Source organism: Ruminococcus flavefaciens, from assembly GCF_900108555.1.
In the GTDB taxonomy this organism is placed as follows: Bacteria; Bacillota; Clostridia; order Oscillospirales; family Ruminococcaceae; genus Ruminococcus; species Ruminococcus flavefaciens_P.
The window spans coordinates 129,136-142,254 of the sequence record NZ_FNWV01000002.1; the positions used below are offsets into that span (position 1 = coordinate 129,136).

Annotated in this window: 11 protein-coding genes; 6 read left to right on the plus strand and 5 right to left on the minus strand. The window is 44.2% G+C overall.

Annotated features, from left to right (window positions below):
* Positions 1 to 7: 7 nt before the first annotated feature.
* From BLW60_RS16195 to BLW60_RS03855, 5 genes are all read right to left on the minus strand, one after another.
* The gene (locus BLW60_RS16195) at positions 8 to 1,198 is read right to left on the minus strand and encodes a dockerin type I domain-containing protein (RefSeq protein ID WP_081348108.1); all 1,191 of its coding nucleotides are present in this window, start codon (positions 1,196 to 1,198) and stop codon (positions 8 to 10) included.
* 66 nt (positions 1,199 to 1,264) lie between these two features.
* Positions 1,265 to 2,542: an adenylosuccinate synthase gene (locus BLW60_RS03840; protein ID WP_074714564.1), complete on the minus strand. Its 1,278-nt coding sequence runs from the start codon at positions 2,540 to 2,542 to the stop codon at positions 1,265 to 1,267.
* A 167-nt stretch (positions 2,543 to 2,709) separates the two neighbouring features.
* On the minus strand, positions 2,710 to 4,086 hold the full coding sequence (locus BLW60_RS03845) for a GGDEF domain-containing protein (protein ID WP_074714565.1): 1,377 nt from the start codon (positions 4,084 to 4,086) through the stop codon (positions 2,710 to 2,712).
* 235 nt (positions 4,087 to 4,321) lie between these two features.
* Positions 4,322 to 5,203 (minus strand): hypothetical protein, encoded by an 882-nt coding sequence (locus tag BLW60_RS03850; RefSeq protein ID WP_074714566.1) that lies wholly within the window; start codon positions 5,201 to 5,203, stop codon positions 4,322 to 4,324.
* 40 nt (positions 5,204 to 5,243) lie between these two features.
* Positions 5,244 to 6,089, minus strand: coding sequence for a ComEC/Rec2 family competence protein (locus BLW60_RS03855; protein WP_074714567.1), 846 nt, complete (start codon positions 6,087 to 6,089; stop codon positions 5,244 to 5,246).
* 198 nt (positions 6,090 to 6,287) lie between these two features.
* On the opposite strand from BLW60_RS03855, the gene miaB reads away from it, so the two are divergent.
* The 6 genes from miaB to mutS are packed head-to-tail and all read left to right on the plus strand — an operon-like array spanning position 6,288 to position 12,981.
* Entirely contained in the window at positions 6,288 to 7,664 is a 1,377-nt protein-coding gene (gene miaB / locus BLW60_RS03860) for a tRNA (N6-isopentenyl adenosine(37)-C2)-methylthiotransferase MiaB (protein ID WP_074714568.1), read from the plus strand.
* A 3-nt stretch (positions 7,665 to 7,667) separates the two neighbouring features.
* On the plus strand, positions 7,668 to 8,474 hold the full coding sequence (locus BLW60_RS03865; protein ID WP_074714569.1) for a hypothetical protein: 807 nt from the start codon (positions 7,668 to 7,670) through the stop codon (positions 8,472 to 8,474).
* Positions 8,475 to 8,476: 2 nt separating this feature from the next.
* Positions 8,477 to 9,256 carry a hypothetical protein gene (locus BLW60_RS03870; protein ID WP_074714570.1) on the plus strand — a complete coding sequence of 260 codons (780 nt, stop codon included), beginning with the start codon at positions 8,477 to 8,479 and terminating at the stop codon, positions 9,254 to 9,256.
* 36 nt (positions 9,257 to 9,292) lie between these two features.
* On the plus strand, positions 9,293 to 9,700 hold the full coding sequence (locus BLW60_RS03875; RefSeq protein WP_074714571.1) for a YlbF/YmcA family competence regulator: 408 nt from the start codon (positions 9,293 to 9,295) through the stop codon (positions 9,698 to 9,700).
* A 9-nt stretch (positions 9,701 to 9,709) separates the two neighbouring features.
* Positions 9,710 to 10,318: a hypothetical protein gene (locus BLW60_RS03880; RefSeq protein ID WP_074714572.1), complete on the plus strand. Its 609-nt coding sequence runs from the start codon at positions 9,710 to 9,712 to the stop codon at positions 10,316 to 10,318.
* A 44-nt stretch (positions 10,319 to 10,362) separates the two neighbouring features.
* Positions 10,363 to 12,981 (plus strand): DNA mismatch repair protein MutS, encoded by a 2,619-nt coding sequence (gene mutS, locus BLW60_RS03885; RefSeq protein WP_074714573.1) that lies wholly within the window; start codon positions 10,363 to 10,365, stop codon positions 12,979 to 12,981.
* Positions 12,982 to 13,119: the final 138 nt, after the last annotated feature.

Genomic DNA, 13,119 nt, shown 5'->3' on the forward strand with positions numbered 1-13,119 from the left:
AGGAAGTTCACTTTTTGCTTACATAATCGCTCAGAGTTTTGTTATCCGAGCTTATTGACTTGTATGCATAGTATGAAAGGATAATAGATGTATCCACAGAGTCGATCTGACCGTTTTTATCAATATCAGCGGCATTTTTCTGACCTGCCGAGAATATTCCGCATTTGTCCGAAGATGAAAGCCTTGCGTATTCCGCAAGTATCATGGAAGCGTCAACGGAGTCTATAAGACCGTCGCCGCTGACATCGCCGAATTCAAACTTCTTGTCGTAAGAATACAGTGCTACACCGTTTTGTTCAGCAAGCTTGTTCAGAGACAGTCCCTGCTTTTCAACAGCTTTTTTATACTCTTCGGAACTGTCGAGATCGTTTGTGCCTTTCAGCAGGAACTTATTATCTCCGTTACCCAAAATGAAATCAGATACAGGATCGCATAGGTAATAAGTACCGTCAATGCATACTGCCGGAATGAAGTGAGAACCGAGTTTACCTGTCAGATCAATTGAGGTAAACATAACTTGTGAATCAATGCCTATTTCGGCAAGAGTGCGGATAAACAACTGTACAAAGCCGATGGAGTTTGCTTTTTTATTTACCAGTACCGAATAAGCCGAATAAAGTGAGAGATCATTTTTATCCTCTACGTGATCGACATTTTTCATAAGTTTTACAAAATAATCGTAACCCTTAGCGACTTTTTCTGCATCAGGAAGGTCTTTGTAATTTTCTCCCAATATAAGAGGCATTGCACTGACGAGTTTTTTTATTTGAGTGTCGAGCTCTGTTTCCTGATCGTATGTGGTCATATACGATAACTCAAAATCTATTTTGAATATATCATCATCAGCAGAGGTCTTGACATTGATATTGCGGACACCTAAAAAAAGATAGCTTCCCTCTTTAGGATTGCCTGTACTATCGAATATCTTTGTCAGGAGCATATCATTGTAATTACTTGATTCTGCTACGCTTACACCTTTTAATGCTACCGTAAAACTCTCGACCCTGTTACGCATCTCACTGCGTATATATTTCAGCATTTCCTCATCGGAAGTGAATGTAGGAACCTTTACATTGTCATTGGATGTGACTACAGCAGACGACGGAATATCCGTAAAAGCTGCGTTTACAGGAGCGGCTGAACATACAGCAAGAGAGGCTGTAAGAATTGCTGCAATTGTTTTTGTGAAAATCTTCATAAATGATCTCCCCTATATCTATTAATTATAAGAACAGCCGCCGAAGCGGCTGAACTGTGTATTTTCTTATCTTTCCAGTATCTGTGATCTGTCAGGACCGATACCTACCATGCTTACGTGGCAGCCTACCAGCTCTTCGAGACGAGCGATATAGTTCTTGCAGTTTGCAGGGAGCTCATCAAAGCTTGCACACTTTGAGATATCCTCGGTAAATCCGGGGAATTCCTCATATATAGGCTGGCAGCCTTCGAGCTCTTCGAGTGTCGGCGGGAACTCCTTGATAATGCTTCCGTCAGGCTTCTTGTAAGCTACGCACATTTTGAGTGTGTCGATATTAGCAAGAGTATCGAGCTTGTTGATAGCAAGGCTGTCAAGACCGTTAACTCTTACAGAATGGCGGACGATTACAGCGTCGAACCAGCCTGTTCTTCTTGGTCTGCCTGTAGTTGTACCGAACTCGCCGCCTACGTTTCTGATCTGATCGCCTGTAGCGTCGTCAAGCTCTGTAGGGAATGGTCCCTTGCCTACACGGGTAGTATAAGCCTTTGCAACACCGATGATGTTTGTGATGACCTTAGGACCTACACCTGTACCTACGCACACACCTGCTGAAAGTGGGTGTGATGAAGTAACATAAGGATATGTGCCGAAGTCGATGTCGAGGAGAGTAGCCTGTGCGCCCTCGAACATGATAGTTTTTCCTGCCTTGTGAGCCTCGAATGTGAGAACAGAAACATCGTCCATGTAGGGGAGAAGTCTCTTTCCGTACTCTGTATATTCCTTTGTAACAGCGTCAAGGTCGAAAGCCTCACCGCCGTATACCTTAGTGATTATCTCATTTTTGAGCTTGCCTGTAGACTGTATCTTTTCAGCAAGTACTTCAGGGTGAACGAGGTCGTACATACGTATGCCGCATCTCTCGTATTTATCCATGTATGTAGGGCCGATACCTCTCTTTGTAGTACCGATGTCCTTGCCGCCGCGGAATGCTTCGGAAAGACCGTCAAGAGCGATATGCCAAGGCATAACGATCTGAGCGCGTGGATCTACCTTGAGGTGACCTACAGTCTTTATACCTCTCGACTCAAGGTTGTCGAGTTCACCGATGAAGTCCTTAGGATCAAGAACTACACCTGCACCGATAAGGTTGAGGGCATTTGGGTAAAGGATACCCGATGGTACAAGGTGAAGCTTATATACTTCGCCGTTATTTACAACAGTGTGTCCTGCGTTGTTTCCGCCCTGTGAGCGAACTACAACATCTGCGCGGGAAGCAAGGATATCAATGATCTTGCCCTTTCCTTCGTCTCCCCATTGTGTTCCGACTACGATATTTGCAGGCATTTGTTTTCCTCTTTTCATAATATTTATTTGTGCAGACAGTTCTGCATCTGTCTAAATGCACACTTACAATTAATTATATCACATTCTTTCGCAAAAAGCAACACTGCAAGTGAAAGATTTGTCAATACCGCAAAAAATGACAAAGGCGCACAAAGTGCGCCTTTTGTTTACAGACTGTTTTTCCTCTGGTAATAGAGTTCTTTGTCTTTTTTCATATTTTTTCTTGCTTCGATGAATACATGACGGTAATTCTCGTGCTTGTCGGGAGCATAGGAAGAAGTTCCCTTTGCAATGCCGAGGATATGCTCCGACTTCTTTGAATTATTGAACTCATTCAGTTCCTCATCGAACTGCTCAAAGAGCAGACTCATTCGGGCAGGGCTCGTTTCTTCCATTATAGCGATGAATTCGTCACCTGCAACACGGAATACATTTTCTTTCCCGAATACATTTTTGAGTATCCTTCCTGAATTGAACATGAGCACATCACCTGCTTCAAAGCCGTAATGCGCATTTATGCTCTCAAGACCGTTGAGGTCGAAGAAAGCAACGGAAAAAGTCATATCCTCCGTTTGGAGCTTTTCATCGAGAGCCTTGATAGTATTTTTATACGCGGCTTTGTTGTATGTATTGGTAAGCTCGTCCTTATACATATTTGCATCTACATAGCTTACGTATTTATCCAGCTTTTTGTATACCGATCGGAGATTTGCGGTAACTTCATCATAATCGTCACGCAGTAAATCATTGCCGCTTTCACCGTTTGCCAGAGTTTTTATCATTTCGCTCTCGCTGTCAGGCAGGAAATCCAGTTTCTTTATACAGGTATTCATAAGCTGCTCATTTATTCGATGAGTAGCCAGATCAAGCTGATCGACCTCTTTGAGCATTGCTGTGAAACGTTTTCTGTTCTGCGACATGATTATGAATGAGAGTACTATACCTATGGTCATAGCGATCATGAGTATGACAATGGATATGACTCTGTTATTGCTGAGCTTGCCGTCATACCAGTTCGCATCGAAATCCACTCCGACGATGCCTGCTATCTTACCTTCGGAATTGAAAACAGGGCTGTATGCCGAGTAGAAGCGTCCCCATTCGTCGGTGTATGATTTTTTATCAACATCGGCTACGCCATTGGCGGCGTTTCTGAGTGCTTCGGTGGAGACGATCGGAGCACCGAATTCACCGGGAGCATCTTCGGCAGGGTCAATAGTAAAGGTAAACGAGCCGTCTGCTTCCTGTCTTATACCGTAAATATAGTCGAGCTCAATGTTTTTCTGAAAGGCTCTGAGGGTATCAAGTGCTTTATCATAGCTTTCTGTGCCTTTATCTGAGGCTTGCAGTTTTTCAAGCTCGTCACCGTTTAGCATATATGCCGCAGTATTGGAAATATCCAACATTCTTTGCTCTATCTGCTCGCGCAGATTTTTCTTGGCAAGCATGGAAAGTATCATAGCCATGAGAATATTTGTGGTCAGAAGCAAGATAAGTGCAAGAATGAAATTGCGTTTACTTGATCTAAATCTTTTTTCTTTCATATAACGCCCCCCCTAAAATAGTAATATAAAAATATTTTATCTCTATATAATAATTATATCATCTGATGAGTGTACTGTCAATAAAAGACAAAAATATAACTTGCACAAAAAAATCATTAATAATTCTACGTTTGCTGAATATCCTCATAAAAAGAAAAAAGGCAGCTCATGCTGCCTTTGTATTCGTGTTCAAATGATATTATCAAGCTGGCTGCAATGAGCAGCAGGCGGATATTTAATTTCGCTTTTTGATGCAGTATTCTGCATCTTTTGATCTCCAGCTGATATCATTGTTGTCGAGCTTGGTTTTCAGCTTTTTGATATTCTTAGAGCATACCGTATAGTAGCGTTCGTCTTTATCGTGTCCCGTGTATGTGTACTCTACGAACATATCCTTTATTATGACAACGTCCTTGATAGTGCCGTCATCAAGACAGCGTTCAAAGGATTCATATGTAGTCTTGGGATACTCAAGGTAATAGGTGTTTTTATTGATGTCGTAGATCCTTAATATTGAACTGCATAAGTAATATATAGCTACACTGTAGAGCAGAATACATATTGTCAGCATTATTGAGGACTTTTTCCTGTATTTTTTCTGCTTTTCTTCGGGTACTATATTCCTTATGAAATTCAGCTGTTCCTCGGTACACAGGCTTTTTTCAATGGATATATTTCTGTTCAGCGCAAAGAAAAGTGCCAGACGTCTTGAGTCTTCCATGTAACGTTCAGCCTTGCTGTAATCGTAGGTCGTGTTAAGTGTGGGAGATTTTATATTTACACTGTCGGAGTAAAATGTATACGTAACAAGGTCCTCATTTTCGGCGTGTATCTTCTTGTAGCCTTTTTTCACAAGAAGCGGTGTGATAATGCGGTCTTTCACAGTGTATGCAAGTAAAAGTAACGGAATGACGAGGGCTGAATAAAAAGTAGAAACAGGATTGAATATCAGCATCAATATGAATACGATGACCACTATAACGCAGATGATACTCAGTATTTTATAGATCAGAAATTGTATTTTCAAATGGTCGCTGTACAGCGGCTTTGTGTAAAAATATTCGGGTTTGCGAAAATCAAAGCGGCAAATTATTTCTTTTTCGTTGTTATCCTGCATTTTTTAGTTCCCCTTCTGAATTTTTCTCTGTTTGATATATTTATCTTTCGGTCTCAAAGGTTATTTCCGCACCGTTGCTTGTGGCAGTGATATCGCCGTTATAGCAGGTCGCATAGGATTTTATCTTCAATTCTTCAAGAGCCTTTTGGGTCTTGTTTGAAAACTCTGACGTTGAAGTGCAGGTAACGGCGCATTTAGGCTTTACATTTTTCAGAAAAGCTTCGAGATTATCAAGCTTTCTGCCGTGATAAGGTACTTTCAGCAGTGTACACTGACCTATATCCATTATCTCGTCAAGCCTTTCCTCCATAGCATCGCCTGTGAAGAGCAGGGTGTTCTTGTGGTGGACTGCCTTTGTGACGAGAGAGAAGTTGTTCTCGGCACTTTCATCTTCGCCGTAGAAGTCTTTTTTCGGAACATAGACAGTGTATTTTACGTCGTCAAGAGTAAATGACAAATTATCGGTGAGCTTCTGCGGCTGTATACCAAGTGAGTCTATAGTCTTGACGTATTTCTTGTATTCATCGTTGTTGCCCTCATAGTTGGGAGTTATAAGGTTCTTGACCTCGATGCTGTTGAGTACTTTCGGTGCTCCGCCTACATGATCCTGATCGAAATGAGTGATTATCAGGTAATCAATAGATGTCCTGCCGCTTTCCTCAAGGAGATTGACGATTTTTTTACCGTCACCCTTTTCACCGCAGTCTATGACAACAGTGCCTGTTTCCGACTGTAAGACCATAGCGTCAGCCTTGCCTGCTTCGAGGAAAGTTACCTTGAATTCCTTTGCATCGACAGGAGGTCCGTCATCTGAACATGAAAACAGTGATACGGCTGTGATTACTGAGGCAGCAAAAGCGGCTGCGAGTTTTTTTATCTTAAACATATTTCAATTTCTCCTTTCTTCGGGAGAATACACTCCTACAGTTTATATTATATTTCCCGAAACTTAAAATAATCTTAAAATGAGCAGTAAGCATAATGAGTTTTTTGCTGCATTGTGGCAAATCAATACTTGAAATATACTATATTATATGGTATAATTATTTATTACAGGATTTTTACAGAAGGCGAGGTACTGCAATTGAACGACAATACCGCAGCGATAAAAGAGATAAATGAACTCCTCGGAGACAGGGAGCGCAAGGCTTATGTCAGGAGCTTTGGCTGTCAGCTCAATGTTTCCGACGGTGAAAAAATAAAGGGACTCCTCAAAAAAATGGGCTATGTCTTTACTGAGGACGAGCATGAAGCCGACCTTATCATACTCAACACCTGTGCGGTGCGAGAGAGTGCCGAGGACAGAGTTTTCGGCATAGTTGGCAGCATGAAGAAGCTCAAGGAGCTCAGACCATCACTCATTATCGGTATAGCAGGCTGTATGACTGCACAGAGCCATATTGCGGAGAAGATAAAAAAGTCATATCCGCAGGTGGATATAGTTCTGGGAACTTCCGCTATAAACGCTCTGCCGAAGCTGCTTCTGGAAGCTCTTCACGGAGCTCGTTTTTCGGCTGATATCAGTGAATATGACGATTTCTCGGAAGCTGCGGAGCAGGTGCGTGACAGCAGTTTCAAGGCTTCTGTGCCAATAATGTTCGGCTGCAACAATTTCTGTACCTACTGCATAGTGCCTTATGTTCGCGGACGCGAGCGCAGCCGCCTTGCCGAGGATATAATCGAAGAGGTGCGCGGACTTGCAGCAAGCGGCTACAAGGAGATAATGCTTTTAGGACAGAATGTGAATTCCTACGGCAAAGACCTTGAAAACGGCATGAGCTTTCCGCAGCTCCTCCGTGAGCTCGACAGCATAGAGGGGGATTTCATAATAAGATTTATGTCATCTCACCCCAAGGACGCTTCAAATGAGCTTATCGACACTATCTTTGAATGTGAAAAAGTCGCAAAGCATCTGCACCTTCCCGTTCAGAGCGGAAGCAGCGATGTGCTCCGCAGAATGAACAGGCATTACGATATAGAAAAATATCTGGGCATAGTGGACTATATCTACAGCCGAGATCCTGATTTTTCGCTGACTACCGACCTTATCGTGGGATTTCCCGATGAGAGCGATGAGGAATTCAGAGAGACTCTGGAGCTGATAAAAAAGGTGAGATATGACAATATCTATTCCTTTATTTACTCGAAGCGTTCGGGAACTAAGGCTGCGGAAATGCCCGACAGCATATCCGATGAGGAAAAGGGACAGCGCATGAGAGAGCTTCTCAGCGTACAGCGTGTTGTGTCATCAGAGCATTACAAGCGTTTTATCGGAAAGACTATGAGAGTACTTGTTGACGGTGTGTCAAAGAAAAAGCAGGGATATCTCACAGGAAAGAGCAATGAATTCATAATAGTGGAATTCGAGGGAGAAAGCTCACTTATCGGTCAGTTCGTTGATGTTGAGATAACCGACGCTATGAACTGGGCTGTTTCGGGAAGAATAAAGAAAGGACAGTAATAAATGAAAAAAGCGATCGCAGTATCATGCCTGGCAGCACTGCTCCTTGCAGGCTGTACCAAGCCGAATAATAACAACGATGACAATAATAACAGTACTACAGAAAATACGACAGCGGCAGTGACCACGGAGGCAGCTGAAACGACTACTGAAGCCGAGACGACTACAGCGGTCAGAAAAACAGAGCCGCCTACTACAGCAGCTCACCCCGAGACTGAAACTACTACATTTGCAGAGTCAGATGAGAACTTCAGACAGAGGTATGACGGCTTCTTTGCTGATGTAAAGCCTATGCTGAGCTCGTATTTTGATCACCTGCTTGAGGAAAACGGCGGTCATGCATATATGGAGTATGCTATCTATGATGTTGACAAGTGCGGTGTTCCCGAGATCATCATCAAGAGCGGAAACAGCGAAGCTGATTTCACCACATATGTATACAAAGAGGACGGCTTTGACGGAATGTATCAGATAGGCGAACTGGGCGGCAGCCACACAGCTTACTACCATGATGGAACTGACGGATTTGTTATCGTATGGGCTCAGATGAGCACAATGAGTATCAATTATACGGGAATTGAGGACTATAAGCTGAAAGAAACAGAAATAGTCCAGGAGATCATTGCAGACGATCACGGCTACGATGATATAATCAAGGAGAATGGTCTGACAAAGCTCCCGTATGTGTCGGTATACAAGGCTGATGAGGAGTCAGCAGGTTATTCCTATATTTATTCTGCCGACGGCACAGAGGAAAGAAAAGAAGAATTGTATTTTGAATACAAGGACTTGATCGAAAGGAAGAATTAAATATGAAAAGAATTATTGCATTATCATGCTTTGCGGCAGTCGTGCTTACAGGCTGCGGCTTGATAGGACAGAAGGACGGCAAAGCAAATAATGAAGCTGCTACAGCGGCTACAGAAGCTTCAACTACAGCTGCTGAGGAAACAACTACAGAGGCTGAAACTACTGCTGAGGCGACTACAAAAGAAGCAGTTACAGACCCTGCTGCAACGACTACAGAGCCTGACGGCAATGTGTCCGCAGGCGGATTGATGGATATGTATCCCGCTATCTATCAGAGCGTTATAAAGGACGTTTTCGATAAGACAGCTGCCGAACACGACGGTATGGCAAGTATCGAATTCGGATTTCGTGATCTCGATACAGACGGTATCCCCGAGCTTCTGCTGAAATACGGCAGCTGCGAAGCGGATTTCCAGATACATTTATACAAAATTGATCCCGAGGACGGTGCAGATGATCTTGGTGTTATCGGCGGAGGTCATACATCTTTCGCATATGACGAGAATACAGGTGATCTCGTTATCGTGTGGGGGCACATGGGTGCTGCAAGTATAAATTACTTTAAATGGGAGAATGATAATTTAAAGTCATCAGGCAGCTATGATTTCAATATTGATGAAAAAACGCCTTCTTACGAAGCGGTGCTTGAAGAAAAGGGCATCAGATATATGGACGTTGTATATGCTACAAAGTACTCAGACGGAAGCGTAAAATCATATTTCTCTCACCCAAATGGCGAATCTGAGGAATTTGACGAGCTTTACCTGGATTATATGGGTTAAGTCTGAAATAAAATTTATTTAAGGAGAATGTTTAAAATGGATATTATGGAAATGACAAGAGAGCTTGGAAAGGCTATTCAGCAGGACGACAGATATGTAGCTTATATGCTTGCAAAGCAGGCTAACGATGAGGATAAGGAGCTTCAGGAGGACATCGCTCACTTTGAAGACCTTCGTATGAACTTAGGTACTGCTATGAGTGCGGAAGAGCCTGATTCGGAAAATATCAAAGCACTTGATACAGAGCTCAAGACTGTATACAACAAGATCATGAAGAACCCGAAGATGATAGTTTTCTCAGGCGCACAGCAGGCTCTTGAAAAGCTCGTTTCAAACGTACAGCAGATAATCAGCCTCTGTGCAAACGGTGAAGACCCCGAGACTTGTCAGATACCTGAGACAGGCTGCACGGGAAGCTGTGCATCCTGCGCAGGCTGCCACTGATAAAAAGCTATGGCTAACAATATTAACAACAGACTGCTTGAAAAGATATCAGCCGTAAATGAGATAATAAACTCTCCCGATGCAGGAGAGCCGTCCTACAGCTTCAAGCTGAGATACTGTGCTGATACTGTTGCACAGACGAAACAGATAGGCTATTGTACAATAGCCTGCGGAGCTCTTATACTTACCCGTTCTATGCTCCGTAATGCAAGCTATCAGACAGCAGGACTTATATTTGCGTTTGTTGCAATATTCTATGCCATATACTGTATGGTATATGCTTCAAAGATAGAAAAGACCGAAATAGCCGAGGTAAGCGGCGACAGTATCATCGTCAAGGGCAGGACCTACAGCTACAGCGAGATATCGGAGATAAGCGGTGCTGCTTTCAATGGTCTTAGAATAATGTCGAACGGCACTAAGGTAGCAAGCCTCAACAAGGCTTGTGACGGCTGCGGCGATCTTGTAAAGTGGGCTAAACAGCACAATATCCCTGTAAACGATAGCAATACGGGGAATTTGCAGTCGATACAGAAAAGAAACTCGGTGATCGTGGCAGTTATGATAATAGCAGCTTTGGTCATAGGTTTTTTGATGGCATTTCTGAAAAGAATGTGACGTTGTGCGAGAGCACAGTATTTTAAATAAAAGGAGCTAAACCAATGGAAATCGACAGAAGTAAAATATCCCCCATGATGCAGCAGTACTTCGAGGTCAAGGACAAGTACACGGATTGTATACTTTTCTTCCGTCTCGGCGACTTCTACGAGATGTTCTTTGACGATGCCGTAACGGTCTCAAAGGCTCTGGAGCTTACGCTCACAGGCAGGGACTGCGGTCTGGAGGAACGTGCGCCTATGTGCGGAGTACCTTATCATGCGGCGGATATGTACATAAAGAAGCTCATAGATCTGGGCTTCAAGGTGGCTGTCTGCGAGCAGCTCACAGACCCTGCCGAGACCAAGGGCATAGTAGTGCGTGATGTTATCCGCGTGGTAACTCCGGGTACGCTCACAGAGAGCAGTATGCTCGATGACGGCAGCAATAACTACATATGCAGTATCTTTTACGATAAGGATACGGATTCCTGCGGTGTTGCTTCTGCGGATATTTCCACAGGTGATGCGGCTCTCAGCTTATTCGAGGGCAAGGACCTTGAAGCAGGCGTTATCAACGAGCTTTCACGATGCAGACCTGCGGAGATAATATTCCCCGAGAATTTCCTTTCGCTGAAAAATGCAGCGGATTTCGTAAAGGTTCGTCTTTCATGCGCAGTTACACTGAGAGATACAATATGCTTCACTCCGTCAGCCAGACGAGATACGGTAACAGCCGTTTTCGGCGTAAAATCCGTGACAGAGCTTGGCATAAGCGAGGACGGAGCAGACTGTGCGGCAGTGTGCGGACTTTTCGATTATATAAACGATACACAGAAAACCTCGGTATCCCGTTTTACTGCCATAGATATACTCAGCGGAGATCAGTTCATGGGACTTGACCTCAATGCAAGGCGAAATCTTGAGCTTACAGAGACTCTCCGCAGCAAGGAGAAAAAAGGCTCGCTGCTGTGGGTGCTGGACTCCACAAAGACTTCAATGGGACGCAGACTCCTCAAAAACTGGATAGAGCAGCCATTGAAGAGCCCTGCAAGGATAATCGAGCGTCTTGATGCTGTTGAAGCTCTTTACCGCAAGAGCGTTGTGCTCGCTGACCTTACAGACCTGCTTGACAGAGTTTACGACCTTGAACGTCTTATGACAAAGGTAATGTACAAAAGCGCAAATCCACGCGATCTGAAATCCCTTTCTGCTACGGCTATGCAGCTGCCCCTTATAAAGCAGGAGCTTGCAAAGCTGTCAGACTCAAAGCTCCTTGCGCGATATAACGATGAGATATCCACTCTTGATGAGCTTGTTAACCTTGTGGAGAATGCTATCATGGACGAGCCGCCTATATCCGTAAAGGACGGCGGTGTCATAAAGGAAGGCTTCAACAAGGAGCTTGACAGCCTCCGTCATATTATGAACAACGGACGCAGCATCATTGACGAGATAGAGCAGCGCGAAAAGGAAGCTACAGGCATCAAGAACCTGAAAATAGGCTTCAACCGTGTGTTCGGATACTATCTTGAGGTTACACGTTCCTACTACGACCTTATCCCCGAGGGCTGGATACGCAAGCAGACTCTTGCAAATGCCGAGCGTTTCATTACCGAGGAGCTGAAAAATGCCGAAAATGCTATACTGGGTGCAAAGGACAAGGCTCTTGCCCTTGAAGCCGATATATTCTCGGAGGTGCGCGATTTCCTTGCTACAAAGCTTGAAGCTGTACAGAAAACAGCCTCTGCGGTGGCTTCCGTGGACGTGCTGTGCTCATTTGCAGATGTGGCTCTGCGAAATCAGTACGTAAAGCCTGATATCGTTCTTGACGGAGCTATAGATATCAAGGCAGGCAGACACCCTGTTGTTGAGCTCATGCTCACAGATGAGGTGTTCGTGCCGAACGATCTTCATATCGACAACAAGTCCGACAGAATGTCCATAATCACAGGACCTAATATGTCGGGTAAATCAACATATATGCGTCAGAACGCGCTTATAGTCCTCATGGCGCAGATAGGAAGCTTTGTACCTGCCGACTCCGCAAGGATATCGGTAGTCGACAAGATCTTCACCCGTGTGGGAGCTTCCGACGACCTTACAGCAGGACAGTCCACATTCATGGTGGAAATGAGCGAGGTATCGGATATCCTCAAAAATGCCACAAAGGACAGCCTTGTCATACTTGACGAGGTGGGAAGAGGTACTTCCACATTTGACGGTGTAAGCATTGCCCGTGCTGTTGCGGAGCATATCTGCACCTCGAAAAAGCTGGGCTGCAAGACTCTTTTTGCTACCCACTATCATGAGCTAATAGGACTTGAAAACGAGCTTGAAGGCGTTAAGAACTACAGTATCGCCGTAAACAAGCACGGCGGCACTATACGCTTTCTGCGAAAGATAGTCCGCGGCGGAGTTGACGAGAGCTACGGTGTGGACGTTGCAAAGCTTGCAGGACTTCCTGCAAAGGTGGTAAGCCGTGCAAGAGAGCTGCTTGAAGAAATGGAAAAGGCTCACGAAAACGAGCGTACTGTAATAAAGAATGACGATTTCGGACAGATAAGCTTCGGAAGTCTGGGCAGGGAAGCTGCTCTGGATATGCTTGAAAAGACCAATATCGACGAGCTCAGCGACAGCGAATGCCGCGAGCTGCTGAAAGATATGCTCAAAGCTATGCAGTAGCCCTTAGCATGGAACGCCTGCGGCGTTCCGCGTATAACATTAAAAATTTAGAGGCGGATATTATCCGCCCGTGTATGACTTTCAACTCTCAACTCTAAACTCTCAACTTAAAATGCAGGGAATGGCTCTGCATTTCAT